The 21,415-nt window shown below is 60.0% G+C and carries 19 protein-coding genes; 8 read left to right on the forward strand and 11 right to left on the reverse strand.

The genetic code is table 11. The features are described from left to right. Positions 1–153: 153 nt before the first annotated feature. Both ACA079_RS17290 and ACA079_RS17295 read left to right on the forward strand, forming a co-directional pair. Positions 154–2,391 carry a TonB-dependent siderophore receptor gene (locus tag ACA079_RS17290; RefSeq protein ID WP_497700209.1) on the forward strand — a complete coding sequence of 746 codons (2,238 nt, stop codon included), beginning with the start codon at positions 154–156 and terminating at the stop codon, positions 2,389–2,391. 96 nt (positions 2,392–2,487) lie between these two features. Further along, entirely contained in the window at positions 2,488–2,697 is a 210-nt protein-coding gene (locus tag ACA079_RS17295; RefSeq protein WP_497700210.1) for a hypothetical protein, read from the forward strand. Between the two features lie 74 nt (positions 2,698–2,771). Here the strand turns inward: ACA079_RS17295 and ACA079_RS17300 are convergent, their stop codons facing one another. The 5 genes from ACA079_RS17300 to ACA079_RS17320 form a co-directional block, all read right to left on the reverse strand. Further along, on the reverse strand, positions 2,772–3,263 hold the full coding sequence (locus ACA079_RS17300) for a GNAT family N-acetyltransferase (RefSeq protein ID WP_497700211.1): 492 nt from the start codon (positions 3,261–3,263) through the stop codon (positions 2,772–2,774). A 113-nt stretch (positions 3,264–3,376) separates the two neighbouring features. Continuing rightward, complete coding sequence (locus ACA079_RS17305; RefSeq protein ID WP_497700212.1) at positions 3,377–3,958, reverse strand: DinB family protein; 582 nt, start codon at positions 3,956–3,958, stop codon at positions 3,377–3,379. Between the two features lie 16 nt (positions 3,959–3,974). Then, positions 3,975–5,093, reverse strand: coding sequence for a cell division protein ZapE (zapE, locus tag ACA079_RS17310; RefSeq protein WP_497700213.1), 1,119 nt, complete (start codon positions 5,091–5,093; stop codon positions 3,975–3,977). Between the two features lie 179 nt (positions 5,094–5,272). Beyond that, positions 5,273–5,614 carry a nuclear transport factor 2 family protein gene (locus ACA079_RS17315; RefSeq protein ID WP_497700214.1) on the reverse strand — a complete coding sequence of 114 codons (342 nt, stop codon included), beginning with the start codon at positions 5,612–5,614 and terminating at the stop codon, positions 5,273–5,275. A gap of 52 nt (positions 5,615–5,666) precedes the next feature. Beyond that, complete coding sequence (locus ACA079_RS17320; RefSeq protein WP_046047173.1) at positions 5,667–6,383, reverse strand: helix-turn-helix transcriptional regulator; 717 nt, start codon at positions 6,381–6,383, stop codon at positions 5,667–5,669. A gap of 203 nt (positions 6,384–6,586) precedes the next feature. Here ACA079_RS17320 and ACA079_RS17325 point away from each other — a divergent pair, with 203 nt between their 5' ends. Next, the gene (locus ACA079_RS17325; protein ID WP_497700215.1) at positions 6,587–7,639 is read left to right on the forward strand and encodes an aldo/keto reductase; all 1,053 of its coding nucleotides are present in this window, start codon (positions 6,587–6,589) and stop codon (positions 7,637–7,639) included. Positions 7,640–7,765: 126 nt separating this feature from the next. On the opposite strand, the gene speB is transcribed toward ACA079_RS17325, so the two are convergent. Continuing rightward, entirely contained in the window at positions 7,766–8,725 is a 960-nt protein-coding gene (gene speB / locus ACA079_RS17330; protein WP_497700216.1) for an agmatinase, read from the reverse strand. Positions 8,726–8,739: 14 nt separating this feature from the next. Further along, positions 8,740–9,831, reverse strand: coding sequence for a polyamine ABC transporter substrate-binding protein (locus ACA079_RS17335; protein WP_497700217.1), 1,092 nt, complete (start codon positions 9,829–9,831; stop codon positions 8,740–8,742). A 101-nt stretch (positions 9,832–9,932) separates the two neighbouring features. On the opposite strand from ACA079_RS17335, the gene ACA079_RS17340 reads away from it, so the two are divergent. From ACA079_RS17340 to ACA079_RS17350, 3 genes are all read left to right on the forward strand, one after another. After that, positions 9,933–10,826 (forward strand): LysR family transcriptional regulator, encoded by an 894-nt coding sequence (locus ACA079_RS17340; RefSeq protein WP_497700218.1) that lies wholly within the window; start codon positions 9,933–9,935, stop codon positions 10,824–10,826. A gap of 162 nt (positions 10,827–10,988) precedes the next feature. Next, positions 10,989–12,437 (forward strand): nucleobase:cation symporter-2 family protein, encoded by a 1,449-nt coding sequence (locus ACA079_RS17345; protein ID WP_497700219.1) that lies wholly within the window; start codon positions 10,989–10,991, stop codon positions 12,435–12,437. 53 nt (positions 12,438–12,490) lie between these two features. Beyond that, positions 12,491–13,147 carry a TetR family transcriptional regulator gene (locus ACA079_RS17350; protein WP_497700220.1) on the forward strand — a complete coding sequence of 219 codons (657 nt, stop codon included), beginning with the start codon at positions 12,491–12,493 and terminating at the stop codon, positions 13,145–13,147. Positions 13,148–13,232: 85 nt separating this feature from the next. Here the strand turns inward: ACA079_RS17350 and ACA079_RS17355 are convergent, their stop codons facing one another. The 4 genes from ACA079_RS17355 to ACA079_RS17370 form a co-directional block, all read right to left on the reverse strand. Beyond that, the gene (locus tag ACA079_RS17355; protein WP_497700221.1) at positions 13,233–16,787 is read right to left on the reverse strand and encodes a molybdopterin cofactor-binding domain-containing protein; all 3,555 of its coding nucleotides are present in this window, start codon (positions 16,785–16,787) and stop codon (positions 13,233–13,235) included. Between the two features lie 16 nt (positions 16,788–16,803). After that, on the reverse strand, positions 16,804–17,280 hold the full coding sequence (locus ACA079_RS17360; protein WP_140678490.1) for a (2Fe-2S)-binding protein: 477 nt from the start codon (positions 17,278–17,280) through the stop codon (positions 16,804–16,806). Between the two features lie 161 nt (positions 17,281–17,441). Then, the gene (locus ACA079_RS17365) at positions 17,442–17,888 is read right to left on the reverse strand and encodes a MarR family winged helix-turn-helix transcriptional regulator (RefSeq protein WP_462050771.1); all 447 of its coding nucleotides are present in this window, start codon (positions 17,886–17,888) and stop codon (positions 17,442–17,444) included. 198 nt (positions 17,889–18,086) lie between these two features. Next, positions 18,087–19,139 (reverse strand): 2,5-dihydroxypyridine 5,6-dioxygenase, encoded by a 1,053-nt coding sequence (locus ACA079_RS17370; RefSeq protein WP_497700222.1) that lies wholly within the window; start codon positions 19,137–19,139, stop codon positions 18,087–18,089. A 312-nt stretch (positions 19,140–19,451) separates the two neighbouring features. Here ACA079_RS17370 and ACA079_RS17375 point away from each other — a divergent pair, with 312 nt between their 5' ends. Beyond that, positions 19,452–20,600 carry an FAD-dependent monooxygenase gene (locus ACA079_RS17375; protein ID WP_008149895.1) on the forward strand — a complete coding sequence of 383 codons (1,149 nt, stop codon included), beginning with the start codon at positions 19,452–19,454 and terminating at the stop codon, positions 20,598–20,600. Next, entirely contained in the window at positions 20,597–21,403 is an 807-nt protein-coding gene (locus tag ACA079_RS17380) for an alpha/beta fold hydrolase (protein WP_497700223.1), read from the forward strand. Before ACA079_RS17375 ends, ACA079_RS17380 begins: the two co-directional genes overlap by 4 nt. The last annotated feature ends 12 nt before the right edge of the window (positions 21,404–21,415 follow it).

Here is a 21,415-nt window from a genome sequence, read left to right on the forward strand (position 1 = left end):
TACCGCTATCGCGAGCAAGCTCGCTCCCACATGAATTGCGTTGTCCGAAACATTTACAAATAACAATAATTCTCGTTAATTGCTAAATCCCTCCTCCCCTCTTCGTCTTTGAACAAACGGAATTTTTCCCTCGAAGACAAGGAGTCGGCTGCGATGTTCGCGCCTATCACCCGTTCCATGACCTTTACCCTGGGCCTGTGCAGTGCCGCCCTGTGCCCCGACTTGCTGGCCGAAACCGGCCCTGATCAAGAGCCCGGCCGCACCCTCGAACTGGGCGCCACCAATGTCACCGCCCAAGGCTTGGGCAGCACCACCGAAAACACCGAGTCGTACACCACCGGCGCCATGAGCACGGCCACGCGCCTGAACCTGTCGATCAAGGAAACGCCGCAATCGGTGTCCGTGGTCACGCGCCAGCAAATGGACGATTTCAAACTCGGCACGCTGTCCGAAGCCATGAGCCAGACCACCGGCGTGGTGGTTCAGCACAACGATTCGGACCGGGTCAGCTATTCGTCCCGGGGTTACTCGATCACCAATTTCCAGATTGATGGCATGCTGAACACCTTCAGCTACATGAAGTCTGATTCCGACACCATCATCTACGACCGTATCGAAGTGGTTCGCGGTGCCACCGGCCTGACCACTGGCGCGGGCGACCCTTCCGCCACCATCAACATGGTGCGTAAACGGCCGACGTCGCAGTGGCAGGTCCAGACCGGTGTCAGCGGCGGCAGTTATGACGACTACTACAGTTATCTGGATGTCGGCGGCCCGCTGGCTTTCGACGGCCGCTTGCGCGGACGCAGCGTGCTGGCCTATCGCGACAGCGATTCGTTCCGCGACAAGTACCAGCAACAACGGGAAGTCGGATACGGGATTCTCGAAGCCGACCTGACCGATGACACCGTGTTGGCCGTGGGTTACGACTATCAGAACAAACACGTCCAGGGCACGTCCTGGGGCACGGTGCCGTACTGGAACGCCGACGGTGGCAAGGCCAACCTCGGACGCTCCACCAATATGGCCACGTCGTGGAGTTCCTGGCCGCTCAAGGACAAAACCGCGTTCGCCACGCTGGAACACCAATTGGGTGCCGGCTGGCACGCCAAGGCCGCCTACACCCATCGCGAGAGCGACACCGACGGCAAGATCTACTACGGCGGCGGGGGTTTTCCTGAAGCAGATCGCAGTGGCATGAGCGCCAACGTCAGCCACATGCTCAGTACGCAAAAAATGAAGGCTTATGACTTCAATGTGGCTGGACCCTACTCGCTGTTCGGACGGGAACACGAAATGATGATCGGCTATGGCGAGGCCGAACGCCGGGAAGATTCCCCCTACATGGTGGACGGCCCCAGGGCGGCGGATTACGAAAGCATCCGCGACTGGAAATACATGGGCGACATCGCCAAGTTTCCCGACACGGTCACCAGCCTTTCAGGTTCAAAAGACAGTACCCGCCAAAAGGCCGGTTACCTGGCCACTCGCCTGAGCCTGACGGATGACCTGCACGCCGTACTCGGCAGTCGTTATGGCAGCTGGAAAGTGTCGAGCAAGACCAACAAGTACGACTACAACCTGCAGCTGAGCAGCGTCGATGCCACCAGCCAGGAACACAACGACATGTGGACGCCCTACGCTGGGCTGCTCTACGACCTCACCCCCGAATACACGGCGTACGTCAGTTACACCGACATCTTCAACCCGCAAGACAATCGCGACAGCGATCGCAAATACCTCGAACCGGTAGTGGGCAGCAACTATGAACTGGGGCTCAAGGGCAGTTTGCTGGAAGAGCGCCTCAACCTGGCGACCGCGCTGTTCTGGAGCAAACAGGACAACGTTGCCGAACTTGACGATTCGGTGCCACCGGACCCGGCGACCGGCGAGGAGTTCTTCAAGTCAGGCGGTAAAGGCAACAAGGTTCAGGGCTTCGAAGCCGAGGTCTCGGGCGAGGTCATGACCGGCTGGAACATGACGGCCGGCTACACCTACACCCACTCGGTCAATGGCGAAAAGAAACGCGCCAATACCAACCAGCCGCTGAATATGTTCCGGCTCTCCACGGCCTATCGTCTGCCCGGCGATTGGCAGGCACTGACCGTGGGTGGCGCGGTGAACTGGCAGAGCGATGTGTTCCGCGCCGCCAGTCGCCCGGTGGGACGTAATGCCAACGGTGCGGTGATCACCGAAAGGACCAACATCCGGCAGGAGGCCTACACCGTGGTCAAACTGATGTCGCGTTATGAGTTCGACAAGCACCTGTCCGCCTCGCTGAACGTCGATAACCTGTTCGACAAGAAGTATTACGACAACGTCGGGTTCTATAACGGTGTGTTTTGGGGTGACCCGCGCACGGTGACCCTGAGCCTGGACTGGAAGCTCTAGGCGCAGGTAATTCCCATTTCACGGAATCGGCGGATAATGTCCTTTCGACATTGCTTCATGGACGAAAGGACCCGACAACTCGTAGTGGGGCACACCATGAAACGTACAACCATGATCCTCGCCGGCCTGATGATGTTCAGTTCAACCGCTGCATTTGCCGAAGGTGGTGCTGAACGCATGCGGTATTACTTCGAGAGCCTGCGGTTCAGTCAACAACAGGCCCAGGGCCAGGTTACCCAGAGCAATGAACTCCGGGTTCCGGACGATCAAACCGCGCAGGTGACCGAGACCTACAAACCGAAATAACCGCTGTTTGCGCTGCGGTCAAAGATGGCAATCGGGCGTCCTGATGGACGCCCTTTTTTATGCCCTTCAGTTGATTAAAGCGCCTTGGTCCAGAACAACATCCGACCGTGCGCCGGGTCGAACATGCCTGCGGCAAAACCGAACTTGCCATAGGAAGCCTGGGCGACTGCATTACCTTCCAGCACCTCCAGTGTGATTTTGCAGCAACCGCGCTGGCGGGCGATGTCCTCGACCTTTTGCAGCATTTTCTGGCTCAACCCCAAGCCGCGAAACTTCTTTACCACCACCACATCGTGCACGTTGACCAGCGGCCGACAGGCGAAGGTCGAGAAACCTTCAAAGCAATTGATCAGGCCGGCCGGCTCGCCACCGACAAAGGCCAGAACGCTGAACGCGTGGGGACGTTTGGCCAGTTCCGCCGGCAGTTGCTTCAACAAGTCGGCGGGCAACGAGTGGCCGCCACCCATCGGGTCTTCGGCGTAAGCATTTAGCACCAGTCCAATAGCCTCGGCATGCACCGCATTGGTGTAACTGGCCTGAAGCACAAGAATTTCTGCGGATTCCATTTCCACCCTCGTTCACACATTAAGTTGCCCCAGTGCATCTCGCACTGAAGGGCCGACCGACAATATCGCGGGCACAGCCGTGTCGACAACCCGATCCTGCTGTAATTTTTCGCTCAAGCGCCCCAGATCAGCGCCTCGGTCCACCCCAGCTCGGCAAAATCCTCAGCTCTCAGGCCTGACTCACCGGCACAGAAAAACTCGTCCAGTTGCGGTGGTTTGATCGAGGTGCCGCTGAGCATGGCGTGAACCTGCCCGCGATGATGAATCTGGTGCTCGAACAGATGGGAGAGCATGCGTACGCGGCTCTCATGTTGCGGCGTGTCCCGGGCGATGGTCACGATCTTGCCGAGGTCTGCATCGCGCATTTGCTCGCAATAGGCAATCAGTCGAAGGTCCACCAGCGCTTGTTCGCGCTTGAGGTCTACTGCGTGCGTAAACGGCTCGTCCTGATTGAAAAACACGTAGCAATCGGGATGCGGATCGTCGCCGCGCAACTCCCGCTCCAGCGCATCCACGTAAAACCAGTCGCAGGTCAGGATGTGATTGAGGGTCGCGCGCAGACTGGGAAAGAAGCTGACCCGCGGTGCCGCCAATTCGGCCGGGCTCAGCTGGCTCCAGGCCTTGGCGAGTCGATGATTGGCCCAGGCGTTCTGATAGGCCATGGTCAGCAAATGGTGCGACAAAGGCTGGTTCATGTTCGCGGTTCCTTGTTCAAGCTTCGTCGAAACGTTGCAGCTGCATTTCCTGTAAACGGCTGAGGGTGCGACGGAACGGAAACTCCAGATAACCTTCGGTGTACAACGCTTCCATGGGCACCTGCGCTTCGAGGCACAGCGGCACCTTGCGGTCGTAGCACTCGTCCACCAGGGCGATGAAACGCCGTACACCGTCGTCATGCACCGACAATTGCGGCAATTCGCGATCGCCCGCCACCACCCGTTCGACGCCGTCTTCAGTGCCTCGGGCGATGCGCCCTTCGCGCTTTTGCGCGCTGAGGTTGGGCACGTCACTCAACAGAATAGCGCTGAAGGTATCGCACAGGGCGATGAAATCCATGGCGGCAAACGGCTGTTCACAGAGATCGGCGTAACGAGTCCAGAGTACGGTTGGACTGGCCTGCACGACATTGAGTGAGCGGTAGCCCACCTTGATCGGGTCACTGGACACCGACTGGCCGACGGTCAATGCCTTGAACACTTCACCCAGAGCGCTGGGTTGCCCCGGTGCCGCCACCCAGTAACGTTGCAAACCTTTGCCTGGGTGCAGGCGATGATCTTCGCCACCATCCACTGCAATCACCTGCATATGTTTCTTGATGGCCTCGATGGCGGGCACGAACCGGTCGCGATTGAAGCCATCGGCGTACAGCTGATCCGGTGGTTGATTGGAGGTGCAGACCACCACCACGCCCTGCTCGAACATCACCTGAAACAAACGCCCGAGAATGATCGCGTCGCCGATGTCGTTGACGAACAATTCGTCAAAGCACAGGACCCGCACTTCCTCGCTCAGTTCGCGAGCCAGCGCCTTCAACGGGTCGGCGGTGCCGGTCAGTTGAAACGAACGCTGATGCACCCAGCCCATAAAGTGGTGAAAGTGTTGGCGACGGGCCGGGACCTTCAGGCTTTGGTAAAACTGGTCCATCAACCAGGTCTTGCCGCGCCCGACCGGGCCCCAGAGGTACACACCAGTGATCGGCGTGCGCCCTTCATGCAGCGCCTCGTAGCATTTCTGCAGCGCCCACACGGCATGTTCCTGGGCTTCGTCCTGGACGAAGCCCTTCTGTTCGATGGCGTGTTGCCAGGCGCTTAAGGGGGAGTCGATTTTCATGCGGCCGAGTATACGTCCCTGTAGCAGCTGGCGAAGCCTGCGTTCGGCCGCGGAGCGGTCGCCATCGGAATCGCGGATCTTGCTGAATTACCGCGTTTTCAGGTTTAACGACCGCTTCGCGGCCGAACGCAGGCTTCGCCAGCTGCTACAGGGGCTCTCGTTGCGACCTTTGATTGCGGTTAAAGCGAGATGTCTAGCCGGGCAATCTTGCCCTGCTCATTCAGGCGAAACATGTAACGCAATTCCAGCGGGCTGCCGGGAAACGTTCCGGAGATCAGGTTATGTACCAGCACTTTGCCGGTGCGCAGTTGCACGTCGAGCACTTCAACCCGTGGCTGGTAACGCTCGGCGGTTTCTTGCATCCATTGGGCGATGGCGTGAGTGCCGACCTGGTGCTGGCCTTCATCGAACACATTGGCATCCTCAGCGAAAAAACTGGCGACCCGCGAGGTGTCGCGGGCATTGGCGGCGGCAATGTAGGCGGCGATGGCGGGTGCCAGTGAAGAGGCGGGATTGGACATGGTTACGGCTCCTTGTTTGTTGATTCTGGAGCCATGCTAAAACAAGCCTGTGTCAGTTCTTGTCAGGAGTGAAGCGCCCTGCTTCGTCCAGTTGCATCTGCTTGCGCCAGGTGCGCAACAGGTCGCTGCGCCGCCCCGGATAACGCTCGCCCTGCTCGTTCGCTGCCGAGATCCGGTCGGTGCGAAAGGTGCGATAGGCGCTGCGCAACTCACACCAGGCGACGATGATTCGCACCTCGTTCAGAAACCCCAGGGCCAGCGGCCAGATCAACCGTTGACTCGGCACCTGATTGGCGTCCGCATAATCGATGTGCAGCTTGATCTGATCGCGGATGGCCTGGCGAAATACATTCAGTGGCACCGCGTTGGGCGCAAAGCCATAGCCGGGCGGCCCCGGCAATACCGTCGGGTTGCGTAACGCGTCCAGCGCTTCAGGCGCCAATACCGCAGCAATCTTGGCCAGCGCATCCGCCGCAGCCTTGCTCAACACCTCATCGCCGCGCTGATCCACATAGCGCAACCCCAGCACGATGGCTTCGGTTTCATCGGCATTGAGCATCAGCGGCGGCAGAAACAAACCGCTGCGCAGCACATAGCCGATGCCCGCTTCGCCGTAGATTGGCGCGCCGAGGGCGGTGAGTTCGGCGATATCGCGATACAGCGTGCGCTCGGAAATCTCCAATTCACCGGCAAGCGTCGCCGCGGTCACCGGACGACTTTTGCCGCGCAGCACTTGCAACAAGGTCAGTAAACGAGTGGTCCGCGACACGATCGGCAGGCTCTGTCCGTAAAAGTTGTCGGAGCTTAGCAGAGCACCCTGTCAGAAAGTGGCAGTAGCAATGAGGCCGGTGGTCGGCCTTTCTCTTGCGAACGGAAAAGCGCCTTGACGGCGAATATTACTCACATCATATTAAATACATGTCGATAGACATTTATATTCGACCCAGTGTCTTTTCCTTCAGGAGTCACCCCATGCATTACAAAGTCTTCGGCCGTAAAACCGGCTTGCGGGTCTCGGAACTGGCGCTGGGCGCCGGTAACTTCGGCACCGGTTGGGGCCATGGCGCCGAACGCGACGAAGCCAAACGCATCTTTGATGGCTACCTGGAGGCCGGCGGCAATTTCATCGACACCGCCAACGGCTATCAGGCAGGCCAGTCGGAAAGCATGCTCGGCGAGTTCATCGCAGCGGAACGGGATCGTCTGGTTATCGCCACCAAATACACCCTGGGGACCACGCCGGCAGCGGGCATTTCCCACACCGGCAACAACCGCAAGAACATGGTTCGCGCCGTGGAAGAAAGCCTGAAACGACTCAACACCGACCACATCGACCTGTTCTGGGCCCACATGAGCGATGGCGTGACGCCGATGGAAGAAATTCTGCGCGGTTTCGACGACCTGGTGCGCGCCGGCAAGATTCATTACGCCGGGCTGTCGAACTTCCCGGCGTGGCGCATCGCTCGGGCCGATTTGCTGGCCGAGATTCGTGGTTTCTCACCTATTGCTGCGATTCAGGTCGAGTACAGCCTCGCAGAACGCACCGCCGAACGTGAACAACTGCCGATGGCCGAAGCCTTGGGCCTGGCCGCTACATTATGGTCACCGTTGGGTGGCGGGTTCCTCACCGGCAAGTACCGCACCAACGATGTCGACAACCGCGCCGCCAAACTCGGCATGCTGATCCACGCCGAAAAAAGCGCCCGTGAAACCGCCCTGCTCGACACTTTGCTGGCCGTCGCCGCAGAACTGGGCGCCAGCCCGACGCACGTGGCCATTGCCTGGCTGCGGGAAAAAGCCAAGCGTTCGACCACGGCACTGATTCCGATCCTCGGCTCGCGCACCCGTGAGCAACTGGATGCGACCTTGGGTGCTTTGGATGTGCAATTGAGCGGGGACCAACTGTCGCGGCTTGATGGGGTCAGCGTTGTGGCGATGGGCGTGCCCCATGAATCCATTGCCGGGTCGATGGCGCGATTTACCGGGGCTGAAACGTTGGATCTACCAAAAATCCCGGTCGCCTGAAAAAGCATCGCGGGCAAGCCTTGCTCCTACAGGATTCTCGGCGAACACAAGATGTGTGAACGTCACAAAACCTGTAGGAGCAAGGCTTGCCCGCGATGGCGTCAGCAAAGTCGCCGCAAATCAGCGTTATCGGTCGACCTTATGCTTCGCCGCATAGAGGCACAGCATTTCCATCGCCAACGTCGCCGCCGCCAGTGAGGTAATGTCCGCACTGTCGTAGGCCGGTGCCACTTCCACGACGTCCATTCCCACCAGATTAATCCCGCGCAAACCACCCAGGATTTCCAGCGCCTGCACTGTGCTCAAGCCGCCGCACACCGGCGTTCCGGTCCCTGGAGCGAAAGCAGGATCGAGGCAATCAATGTCGAACGTCAGGTACACCGGGTTATCACCGACCCGCGCCCGAATGGCCTCGACGATCGCATCAACACCCTGTCGATGCACTTGCCGCGCATCCAGCACTTGAAAGCCCTGGTGATCATCATTGGTGGTGCGCAAGCCGATCTGCACCGAACGCGACGGATCCACCAAACCTTCCTTGGCCGCGTGCCAGAACATTGTGCCGTGATCGACGCGCTTGCCGCCTTCGTCCGGCCAGGTGTCGCTGTGAGCGTCGAAGTGGATCAACGACAGCGGACCATGTTTGCGCGCATGGGCCTTGAGCAGCGGATACGTGATGAAGTGATCTCCGCCGAACGTCAGCATCGCGCTACCGGCGTTGAGTATGTGTTCGGCATGGGCTTCGATGCTTTCCGGCACCGACTGCGGTGTGCCGTAATCGAAGTCGCAATCGCCGTAGTCGATGACCGCCAGATGGTCGAACGGGTCGAAGGTCCACGGCCAGTGGCGTTCCCAGGCAATCCCGGTGGACGCGGCACGTATGCCGCGTGGTCCGAAACGCGCGCCGGGGCGGTTGCTGGTGGCAGTGTCGAACGGGACACCGCTGACCGCTACGTCAACGCCGCGCAAGTCGCGACTGTAGCGTCGACGCATGAAACTGGTGATACCGGCGTAGGTACTTTCGGCGGCGGTGCCGTAAAGGCTGTCGCGGGTCATGGCCTGATCGTTTTGCACAGGGACGTCCATCAGGTATTCCTTTTTTATTGGCGGCTACGGAAAGTGGTCCACACGCGAGTGCGTTGACGCATGTCCTTGAGGCTCATGCTGCGGTCGGCATACAGCCGGTCACGCACGTCGGCGGGTGGGTAAATGTCCGGGTCGGTGCGCACGGCCTCATCCACCAGCGGCGTGGCGGCCTGGTTGGCGGTGGCAAAGAACAAGGTGTTGGTCAGCGCCGCGACGGACTCCGGACGCAACATGAATTCAATGAACTGGCGTGCGGCTTCAGGATGAGGCGCGTCCTTGGGGATCGCCAGGTTGTCCTGCCACACGATCGTGCCTTCCTTGGGAATTCGGTACGCGATTTCGTACGGTTTGTTGGCCTTGCGCGCCTGATCGGCGGCCATGCTCGCGTCACCGTTATAGGCCAGGGCCAGACAGACGCTGCCGTTGGCCAGATCGTTGATCTGTCGGCCACTGGCGACGTACAACACGTTAGGTTGCAACTGATGCAGCAACGCTTGCGCCGCGTCCAGGTCGTTCTTGTCCGTGCTGTAGGGATCTTTACCCAGATAGTGCAACGCCAGACCGATCACCTCCTGCGGCGAGTCAATGATCGCGATGCCGCAGTCCTTCAGTTTGCTGGCGTACTCTGGTTTGAACAGCAGGTCCAGGCTGTTGAGCGGCACGTTCGGCAAGCGTTTCTGCACCGCTTCGACATTCATCCCGAGCCCCAGCGTGCCCCAGGTATAGGGCACACCGTAGAGATTGCCCGGGTCGACCGCGGCGAGTTTTTCCAACAGATCCGGATCAAGGTTGGCGTAGCCCTTCAGGCCTTCGTGAGGAATGGCCTTCAGCGCGCCGGCCGCCAACCCGCGTGCCAGAACACTGGATGACGGCACCACCACGTCATAACCGCTGCCACCGGTGAGCAGTTTGGTTTCGAGCACTTCCGGCGCGTCGAACGTGTCGTAACGCACGTGAATGCCGGTTTCCTGCTCGAACCGCTGCAACGTTTCCGGCGCCACGTAATCGGCCCAACTGTAGAGATTGACGACTTTTTCCTCGGCCTGAGCCGATACGGCCATGGCGAGAAACAGCGCGGGGAAACACAGTTTGAAGGTGGTAGCCATGACGAACACCTGACCAGAGGAAGTGGATGCAGAATGCGTCGTCGGATACATTGGTGAAATATCAAGTTTGTTATCCTGACTTTATCCCGGAGTAATGTTTGATGCTTGGCCAACTCCACGATCTCGATCTGCAACTGCTGCGCCTGTTCGTCAACGTGGTGGAGTGCGGCGGCTTCAGCGCGGCTCAGGGTGAGTTGGGCCTGAGCCAATCGAGCATCAGCCAGCAAATGGCCAAACTGGAAACCCGACTCGGCTATCGCCTGTGCAGTCGCGGCAAGGGTGGTTTCAAGATCACGCCCAAGGGCGAACAACTGCTCAGCGCGACTCGCAGCCTGTTCGAGTCCATCGAAGCCTTCCGCCATCAGTCCAATGGTGTGGCCGGGCGTTTGATCGGCGAGGTTCGTCTGGGGTTGTCCGAAGCGCTTGATCAATCGGTGCTGCAACGGGTGGCCGATGCGATCCGGCGCTTTCGTGAACGGGACGAATCGGTGCGCATCGAGTTGATCAGCGCCATGCCCGGCGAAATGGAACGGTTGCTGCTGCAACAACGACTGGACCTGGCGATCGGCTATTTCTCACAAGTGCAAAGCGCTTTTGACTACCGCGAACTGTTTACCGAAACCCAGCACTTGTATTGCGCATCCGGCCATCCGTTGTTCACCGACGATGCACCTGACGATCAAGCGCTACAGGCTTGCGATCGGGTCGATCACCCTTACCGCTTCCTGCGCAGCGACGAGCCCTTCCAGGGGAAGATGTGTTCGGCGCGCTCGGAGCAAGTCGAAGGCACCCTCGCCTTCATTCTTTCCGGCAAGCATGTCGGTTATTTGCCCAGCCACTTTGCCCGCAGCTGGGAAGACAAAGGATTGCTGCGGGCCGTACGCCGTGCCGATATGAGTTTCGACGTGGCATTCCATCTGGCCCGCCATCGCGCCCAGGTGCCGGGGGATGCGCAGAAAGCCTTTGAAGAGGATTTGCTTGCGGCGTTTGCCTGAAGATCAAAAGATCGCAGCCTCGTTTCACTCGACAGCTCCTACATTTGCAACACTATCCCTGTAGGAGCTGTCGAGTGAAACGAGGCTGCGATCTTTTGATCTTTTGCCGGTTTCTGGCATCCTGCGCCTCCATTTTTTGACCTGGCCCCTGGCGCATTCCTCGTGACCTCATCCGAACACGCAAAACCCCGGCCCCGTTCCGACCTGATTTACGGCCTCGACGACCGCCCGCATCTGACCGCCACCGTCTTCGCCGCCCTGCAACACGTGCTCGCCAGTTTCGTCGGCATCATCACCCCGACCCTGATCATGGGCGGTGCCCTCGGCCTGCAAAGCGAAGTGCCGTACCTGATCAGCATGGCGCTGTTCGTCTCGGGGCTGGGCACGTTTGTTCAGGCACGCCGTTTCGGCCCGATCGGTTCCGGCCTGCTGTGTCTGCAAGGCACCAGTTTCTCGTTCATCAGCGTGATTCTCAGTGCCGGCTTCATGGTCAAGGCCCGGGGTGGCGGCACCGATGAGATCCTGTCGACGATCTTCGGTGTGTGCTTTTTCGCCGCCTTCATCGAAGTGGTGTTGAGCCAGTTCATCGGCAAATTACGGATGCTGATCACCCCGGTGGTGACCGGCACGATCATCACGCTGATGGGCCTGTCGCTGATCAAAGTCGCCATGACCGACATCGCCGGCGGTTTCGGTGCAGCGGACCTCGGCGCGGCCAGCCACTTGGCCCTGGCGGCATTGGTGCTCGGAACGATTGTGGTATTGAACCGGGTCGATGTGCCATTCCTGCGCCTCGGTGCAATCGTCATCGGCCTGACCCTCGGCTATGTCGTGGCCTGGTTGATGGGTGACGTCAACTTCGCCAGCCTGCCCGACGTACCGCTGATGAGCGTACCGGTGCCGTTCAAGTACGGCTTTAACTTCGATTGGGTGGCGTTTGTGCCGGTGGCGGTGATTTTCCTGGTGTCGCCGCTGGAAGCCGCCGGTGACTTGACTGCCAACTCGATGATTTCCCGTCAGCCGGTCAAAGGCCCGATCTACATCCGCCGGATCAAGTCCGGCCTGCTCGCCGACGGCCTCAATTCGGCCATGGCCGCCGTGTTCAACAGCATGCCGATGGTGACCTTCGCCCAGAACAACGGCGTGATTCAGCTCACTGGCGTGGCCAGCCGTTACGTGGCGTTCTTCATTGCCGGTTTGTTGGTGGTGCTGGGGTTGTTCCCGATGATCGGCGCGGTGCTGCAACTGATGCCCAAACCGGTACTGGGTGGTGCTGAACTGGTGATGTTCGGCACCGTCGCCGTCGCCGGGATCAAGATCCTCGCCGAAGCCGGCCTGCATCGGCGCAACATGCTGATCGTGTCGATTTCGCTCGGCATGGGCCTGGGTGTCGCGGCGGTTCCGGAAGTGCTGCGCGAGTTGCCGAAGGCGCTGCACAACATCTTCGAATCGCCGATCACCGTCGGCGCGTTGTGCGCAATCGTGCTGAATATCTTCCTGCCCGAGGAATTCATCGAGCTGGAAGAAGATGACTTCGATCCGGAAGCCTCGATCCTGCAAGTCATGGAAAATCCGCCGGCCACTGAAACCGCCGCCAGCCTGAACCGCTGAAGGGACCGTGCTACATTCGTTGCGACTCCGCTTGGTAGAAGGTTGACCGCACGTTGAACAAGAAAACCGGCATCCGGGCCGCCCAGGCCCATCAAACCCGAACCCGGATTCTCGAAGCGGCCGTGAAGGTATTCACCCGTGACGGCTACTCCGGGGGGCGGGTGGAGAGCATTTCCCGCGAGGCCGATTCCAACGACCGCATGCTCTATTACTACTTCGGCAGCAAAGAGCAGCTGTTCATCTGCGTGCTGGAACACACCTATGAGCAATTCAATAAAGCCGAAAGCCAGCTCAAGCTGGACCTGAGCACACCGCTGTTGGCCCTGCAGGATCTGGTGGCGTTCGTCTGGAACTACTACGTCGAACACCCGGAATTCGTTGCCATCCTCAGCAATGAGAACCTGCACAACGGCAAGCACGCCCAACAGTCCAGCGAGTTGCGCAGGTTGTCGGGAGAAGCGGTCGGTGTGTTACGGCCGATCATTGAGGCGGGTCAAGTTCAGGGGTTGTTTCGTCAGGATCTGGACATCAAGCATGTGTATTTGATGATCGCCTCGCTTTGCTACTTCTATAACTCCAACCGGCATACGCTCAGTTCCTTCCTTGGGGAGGATCTGGCGGACAAGGGGCAGCGGGAGGATTGGTTGGGGTTTATCAAGGATCTGGTGGTGCGGGGGGTTATGAAGTTGTCCGAGCAGAATTCGGGGTGAATGTGCCGGCCCCAATCGCGGGCAAGCCTTGCTCCTACGGGATCAGCGTTTTCTCCTGTAGGAGCAAAGCTTGCCCGCGATGCTTTTAATGGCTCCCTGGATTGGCCCGCAGATGTGCAACCTTCTGTTCCAACTCTTCCCAACCCGGTGCATTTGAAGCAAATCGATTACGCAAATACGCCGCCAGTTCCGCCACCTGAGTATTGGACAGGCTGTCCTTGAAACCGGGCATGTAACCCAGGTCCTTGGTGGCCGGTGCATCGATGCCTTGCAGGATGACCTTGATCAGGTTGTCCGGTTGATCGCTGTGCACATTGGTATTGCTCGCCAAGGAGGGGCTCACGCCGAATAGTTTCGGCCCCAGGCCATCCGCATGACAGGCCTTGCACGAACCTTCAAACACCCGCTGACCGTTGCTCAATGACAGGTTCGCAACCGGCGACGGCCGGGTGGCTTTCTCCACCACCTGCGCTTCAGCCTGCGCGCCGTTGAGTGACGCCAGGTACACCGCCATCGCGCGGATATCCGTCTTGGGCAATTTCGCCAGTTCACTGACCACCGGCCCCATGGGCCCGGTCGCCACGCCATGGGCGTCGGAATAGCCGGTGCCGAGATAGTCGAACAGCTGATTCTCCGTCCACGGCGTGGGCGCTTTCGATAAACCGTTCAACGCCGGCGCTTCCCAGCCATCGACCATGCCTCCGGCCAGGAAAGATGCACCACCCTTCTCCGCGCCCATCAGGTTGCGTGGCGAATGGCAGGCGGCGCAGTGACCCAAACCGTTGACCAGGTAAGCGCCGCGATTCCATTGCTCGCTACGTTCTGGCTGCACGCTGATTTCACCCCGGCGCAGGAACAGCGAATTCCACCCGGCCATCAACGGCCGCAGATTGAACGGAAAACGCATGTCGTTGGCTGTCGCCGGTTGGCTGACTGGCGCTTGCGACATCAGGTACGCATACAGCGCCTGCATGTCGGCATCGTTGATATTGCGAAACGCGGTGTAGGGAAACGCCGGGTACAGATTGCGCCCGTCGCGACCGATGCCGTCGCGCATCGCACGTTCGAACGCCGGGTACGACCAACTGCCGATACCGGTCTTCACGTCGGGCGTGATGTTGCTGCTATAGAGCGTGCCGAAGGGTGTCTGCATCGCCAGGCCTCCGGAATTGGTCGCGCCACCCGGCGCGGTATGGCACACCGCGCAATCGCCGACCGCCGCCAGCAACCGCCCGCGCTCCAGGGTTGCTGCCGACCAGGTGCCGGCACTTGGCGGGGCAATCGGTGCGATTTCACCGTGAAACGGCCACGCTGTCGCGGCCATACCCAGCACCGCGCCGAACGCGGCAAACAAAGAACCGAACAACCACTTCGAGCGTTTGGCCGGCGACTTCGGTGGCTCGTCACAGGTGCCGGCATTCAGCGCCGCCAGCACCCGCTCCGGGGTAATCGGCAGTTCGCGAAAACGAATCCCGGTGGCGTCATAAATGGCGTTGGCTATCGCCGCCGCACTCGGCACCGAAGCCGATTCACCGGCGCCCATGGGCGGCTGGTCCTGACGCGGCATCATCAAGACGTCGATCTGCGGCACCTCGGGGAAGGTCAGGATCGGATAACCGCCCCACTCCTTGCTGGCGACGGTGGACTCCTCGAAAGTCACCCGTTCCTTGAGCACCCGACTGGTGGATTGAATGACATTGCCGTGGATCTGATGCTGCACGCCCGCCGGGTTGATCATCATCCCCGAGTCATGGCCGATCACCACCCGCGTGACGGACACATCACCGGTCTGGCGATCCACCGCCACGTCCGCCACCCACGCGGCCCACGCCGCACCAAAACCGGGGAACTTGCTATGGATGTAGCGCGCGTAGGCAAAGCCGCGACCGCGCAGGAACTGATCGTCGTTGGGGGTTTGCATCGGCGCGGTGCGCGGGGTCCAGGCGGCGCGCTCGGCGGTGGATTTCACCAGGTCAATGGCGCGCTCATCGCGCAGATAGCGCAGTCGGTATTCCACCGGATCGACGCCCGCCGCGAACGCCAGTTCATCGATGTACGACTCGTGGGCGAAGGTGTTGGGCAGCGCCGACACCCCGCGCATCCACGAAGCCCGGACAATCGGCGCCATGTCATTGATGGTCACGCGCATGTGTTCGAAGTCATAAGGCGGGATCGACGTGCGATCGCCCATCTCGAACATCGCCGCCACCGGCTCGACCCGTCCGGTCAACAGCAAGGCCAGGGTCGGCGCGCCGTTGGACGGGTAGCTGGTCTGGAAATCGTAAGCAGCCACACTGCCATCGGCGTTCAAGCCGCCGTCGACGTCCATCAGTTGCGCGGTGCCCTTGGGTTCCCACAGGTGCTCTTGCTCGCGAGTCAATTGCACCCGGACCGGTTTGCCCACGGCGCGGGACAACAGCAAGGCATCGGCGCAGACATCGTCGGCACAGTTACGCCCATAACAGCCTGACGCTTCCATGCGAATGATCTCGATCGATTCTTCTGCGCACTCCAGCAACCAGGCGAGATCCGCTCGCAGCAAATGCGGGTTCTGGCTACCGGACCACACGCGAGTGCCCGACGGCTGATAGTCCGCCAAACCGCAGGAGGGGCCGATGGAGCCGTGCATCTGATACGGCCACAGATACGTTCGCGGCATGCGCTGATGGGCCCCGGCCAAGGCGTCGTCGACGTTGCCCTGATCGAGAACAACGCGCTGCACACGCGGGTTATCGCGGATGGCCTGCTCGACATTACTCATGTCCGGCAATTTATGGTTCCAGGCTTTCCATGTGATTTTCAACGCCTGGGCGGCCTTGATCGCCTGCTCTTCGCGCAGCGCCACCACCCCGACGAAATCACGAATCACCACCACCGCAACAATCCCGGGAATATGCGCGATGGACGACTCGTCGACTTGCAGCAGGCTGTTGCCGACAAAGTCGCCACAATCGAGCCCGGCATAGGGCGGGCGAATCACCCGGCCGTGGAGCATGTCCGGCACCCGCATATCGTGGACGTAAGTCAGTTCGCCAGTGGCCTTGGCCGGAATATCCACCCGCGCGGTGCCCTTGCCGACCAGCCGATAGTCTTCGGCAGGCTTGAGTGGCGCAGTGCCTGAGATGCGCAGTTCAACGTGGTCACCGCGCACCAGATCGGCGTAGGACGTGGTGCGTCCGTCCGCTGCGACAATCACCCCGGCGTCGACCTTCAGACTGCCCGCCTCCACCGACCAGCGTTCTGCCGCCCGCTCCAGCAGAAAACGCCGGGCCTCGGCAGCCGCATTGCGCAACGGGATCGCTGAAATCTGCAGGGTGGCGCTGGCGATGGTCGCGCCCTGATTGGGCACTCGTTCGGTATCGCCCAGCACCATGCACACCTGCTCCAGTTGCAGGTCCAGTTCTTCGGCGACGATCTGCGCCAGCGAAGTGCGGATACCGGTGCCGAGGTCGACATGCCCGTTGAAGGCATACACCCGTGCGTCATCGCTGATGGCGATGAACAACCCAAGCTCCTTGGGTTTGATCAGCGGTGTACCGCCTTTGGCCACCGGGCCGGATGGCGGCAGGATGTCGTCGACGATCAGCAGAACGCCGGTCTTGGCCAGCAATTGGTCGCGGGTGGGGATTGCGTCAGTCATGGTCATCGATCCACGTTCAAGGCGTTTGACGGGCGGCACGCAGCACCGCGCGAAGGATTTCGATATGGGTGCCGCAACGGCAAAGGTTGGCCGAGAGTTCGTTGCGGATCTGGGTTTCGCTGGGGTGCGGAATGCGGTCGAGCAAGGCTTTGGCGGTCATGATCATGCCGTTGAGGCAGTAGCCGCATTGCGCCGCCTGCTCGTCGATAAAGGCTTGTTGCACCGGGTGCGGATCGGCTCGGTTGCCGAGCCCTTCGAGGGTGACGATCTGCCGGTCGACCGCGCCAGCCAGCGGAAAGACGCAGGAGCGCGCCGCCACGCCATCAATGATCACCGTGCACGCGCCGCACTCGCCCAGGCCGCAACCGTACTTGGGGCCGTTGAGTTGCAGGTCATTGCGCAGGATCAGCAATAACGGCGTGTCCGCCATCGCGGTGACGGTGGTGGTGTGGCCGTTGACCTCAAGCGCTACCGTGATTTCCTGGCTTGTCATTCGCTTCGCCCGCTTCGGTTGATGAAGTATCCACTACACCAAAAGGTCGAAGAAAAAGTCGCGGGCCAGAATCAGTTTGTGGCGTCGCGACACACTCGAGTGGTGAAGTGGTTACTACATGAAAAGAGAGCAAAAACGATGCCAGACACTTGAACCAGTGATCAGTCCTGGGGGTCGTCGATCATTTTGCGCAGCAAAAACAGCACGGCGACCTGCTCTGCCGGGTTGAGGTTGCTCATGGTCAGCTCGGTGATTTTCCCGGCACAGGGCACGGTTTGCTGCACCAGGCGATCGCCGGCTTCGGACAGGCCGACAATCACTTTGCGCCGGTCCTGCGGGTCGGGTTCAAGGGTGATCAGTTCCCGAGCCTTGAGCCGCTCGACGATGCCGCGAATGGTTGCCTGGTCCACGGCGGTGGCTTTGACCAGTTCAGTCAACGAACTGGGGCCGTGATCACGCACGGCGCACAGGGTAACGAACTGCACCGCGGTGAGCTGGGAGTCGCCGACGTTCTGCTGAAAAATCGCCATGTGCCGTTGATAGGCTTTGCGCAGCAAATGCCCGACTTGTTCGGAGAAAACGTAGGAGGAATCAGGAGTTTCAGGCACGGCAGACTCGAAAGGCGATGAGTGGTGGGAAGGCATGATGGACAGGTTGGCAGGTGGACTCAAGAGATGACCCTTTTTGCAGGCTACCCGCAACCCCTGTAGGAGCTGCCGAAGGCTGCGATCTTTTGATCTTGATCTTAAAAACAAAATCAAAAGATCGCAGCCTTCGGCAGCTCCTACAGGGGTGTTCCTGCGAGCTTAGCGAACTCTGGAAGCTTCAGGAGCCACCACATCCCCACCAATCACCACCGCCTGGTCATCCAGGTACACATCACAATGGCGCAGCGGAATATCCAGGTGGCACGGGGTTTTGCGGGTGCCACCGACTTCGGTATTCGGTCCGGTGGAGAACAGGAAATTGCCGTAGAACGCCCGGGCATCCATGCACATGCCATCGTTTTTGTCGTGCAACCCCATGGCAGTCCACTGCGCCCGTGGCTGCAATCCCCAGCCAATGTGGGAAATACCGTAGACCTCGGGATCGTTGAAGTACTTCATGTAGTCACGCAGGTATTCGGCCTCGAAACCGCCATGGATCGAGGTGATGAAGCCCTTCTCGATTTCCAGGGTGATCTTCTCCCGGGTGTAGTTCTTGAACGGCAGCAGAATGTCGCCGACATCCAGCACCAGTACGCCCTCGGCGGTTTCTTCGTTGGGCCAGGAGAACAGAAAGCCGCTGGGCCAGTGATCCCAACGGCCCGGTTCATCAGCGAAACCGTATTCGGTGACTGAAGGATATTGCCCCAGCGCCGCATGGAAATCGCTGCCGGCGCGGGAGGTGACGTGGATTGATTTGGCCCGTTTGAGCAGTTGCTCCGCCGCCATCACCCGCACCTTGTCAGCCTCGGTCGGCAGCATGCGCGCCAGGACTTCCGGGGGTTCGACAGCCAACAGAATTCGCGTGCCGGTCTTGAGGATTTGCTCCTGTTCCGGCGAGTGCAGCAGCATCATCGTGTCGATGATCAAGTCCGCCGCTTCCAGCGCCCGCTGCGCCGCGATATTGCCGGTCAACGCGGTGTCGCCGCAGTAGGCCGTCATGTCATTGCCCATGGCCGTCGGATGGTTGAACGAAGGCAATTCCACCGCGTAGACCTTGGCCCCCAGCCGCTGGGCCGCCTCCATCGCCGCACGCACAGTGCGCGGGTTTGAATAGTGGCTCTTGAGTACGGCGACGCTCTGGGTCGGGTCGACCTTCGACAGCTTCAACACGTGCTCGAACATCTGGGTCAATTCGCAATCGCTTACCGGCATTTTCCTGTCTCCTCGATCGTCTGCTTCGCACCAAGTCGAGGCACCCTGCCTCACTCCAGTGCATTTTTATAGCGTGTACACCATTTGTTTACGATAAGACCCTAAAAGAAGGCTGACTGCAAGCGCCGGACAACAACGTTACCAACTCACACAAAACCAATATTTACGGGTTACATTTGGTGACTATCGAGAAATAAGCCTGGAAATTATTTTTTCCAAACGGCACTTTCTTTTTGAATTTTATAGCGTATACACTTTAAAAACCTTGCGGCGACACAGCCAGCGACTATTCGAAGAAGAGGAACAAGCCCCATGGCAAGAACACAGAAAATCGCCATCGTCGGTGCGGGTCTGGGCGGTGCAGCCGCTGCGACGCTGCTGCAACAAGCCGGGTTTGAGGTGGACATCTACGAACAGGCACCCGAGTTCTCCCGCCTCGGCGCCGGGATTCACATGGGTCCCAACATCATGAAAATCTTCCGGCGCATGGGCATCGAGCAACAGCTCGACCTGATGGGTTCGCACCCGGATCACTGGTTCAGTCGTGACGGTTTGAGTGGCGATTACCTGTCACGCATCCCATTGGGAGATTTCGCTCGCAAGGAATACGGCGCGTCCTACATCACCGTGCACCGCGGCGACCTGCACGCCCTGCAGATGTCGACGATCAAACCCGGCACTGTGCACTTCAACAAACGCTTGGAAACCCTCGAAGAAACCGACAGCCAGGTGCGCCTGACCTTCAGCGATGGCGAAGTGACCTACGCCGACATCGTCATCGGCGCCGACGGCATCAATTCGAAGATTCGTGAAGAGTTGCTCGGCGCGGAAAAACCGCTGTACAGCGGCTGGGTGGCGCATCGTGCGCTGATCCGTGGCGATCAACTGGCCAAATACGATTTGAAGTTCGAAGACTGCATCAAGTGGTGGACCGAGGATCGGCACATGATGGTCTACTACACCACCGGCAAGCGCGACGAGTACTACTACGTGACCGGCGTGCCGCATCCAGAATGGGATTTCCAGGGTGCGTTCGTCGACAGCAGCCGCGAAGAAATGTTTGAGGCGTTCCAGGGTTATCACCCGACGGTCCAAGCGCTGATCGAATCCACCGAAAGCGTCACCAAATGGCCGCTGCGCAACCGCAACCCGCTGCCGCTGTGGAGCCGTGGGCGACTGGTGCTACTGGGCGACGCTTGCCACCCGATGAAGCCGCACATGGCCCAAGGCGCCGGCATGGCCATCGAAGACGCCGCGATGCTGACGCGTTGCCTGCAGGAAACCGGGCTCGGCGATTACCGCACCGCGTTCGAACTCTATGAAGCCAACCGCAAGGAACGCGCCTCCCGTGTGCAGTCCGTGTCCAACGCCAATACCTGGCTGCGCACCCAGGAAGATCCGGCCTGGGTGTACGGCTATGACCTGTACGCCCAGCCGCTGAAATCGGGGGTAGCCGCGTGAGTACGTTCATCCATGGCGGCAACGTCCAGGCCAACGGCATTCGCCAGCACTACCTGCGCTATGGCGGTAAAGGCCCGGCGCTGATTCTGATTCCCGGCATCACCAGCCCGGCGATTACCTGGGGTTTTGTCGCGGAACGACTCGGCGAGCATTTCGACACTTACGTGCTGGACGTTCGCGGTCGCGGCCTCTCCTCCACCGGGCCCGAGCTGGACTACAGCGCTGACGCCTGCGCCGACGACATCGGCGCTTTTGCCAAAGCCATGAAGCTGAACAGCTACAACCTGGTCGGCCATTCCATGGGCGCGCGGTTTGCGGTGCGCAGTGCCGTAAAGCATCCGGCTGGTGTGAATCGTCTGGTGCTGATCGATCCACCGGTGTCCGGCCCTGGTCGGCGCGAGTACCCGAGCAAACTGCCGTGGTACGTCGATTCGATCCACCAGTCCTTGATCGGGATGGATGCCGAGGCGATGCGCGCCTTCTGTGCCACCTGGACCGACGAGCAATTGCAACTGCGCGCCGAGTGGCTGCATACCTGCTACGAACCAGCGATCGTGCGGGCCTTCAACGATTTCCACGACGTGGATTTCCATCAGGACCTGCCGAAACTCCAGGCCCCCACGCTGCTCATGATCGCCGGCCGCGGCGGCGTCATTCAACCCGAGGACGAAGCGGAAATCCTCGACCTGCAACCGAACATTCGCAGTGTCCACGTCGAAAACGCCGGGCACATGATTCCCTGGGATGACCTCGACGGCTTCTTCAGCGCCTTCGGTGATTTCCTTGGCCCACGCCTGAACTAATCGAATCCGGAG

Source organism: Pseudomonas sp. LBUM1645 (genome assembly GCF_059716185.1).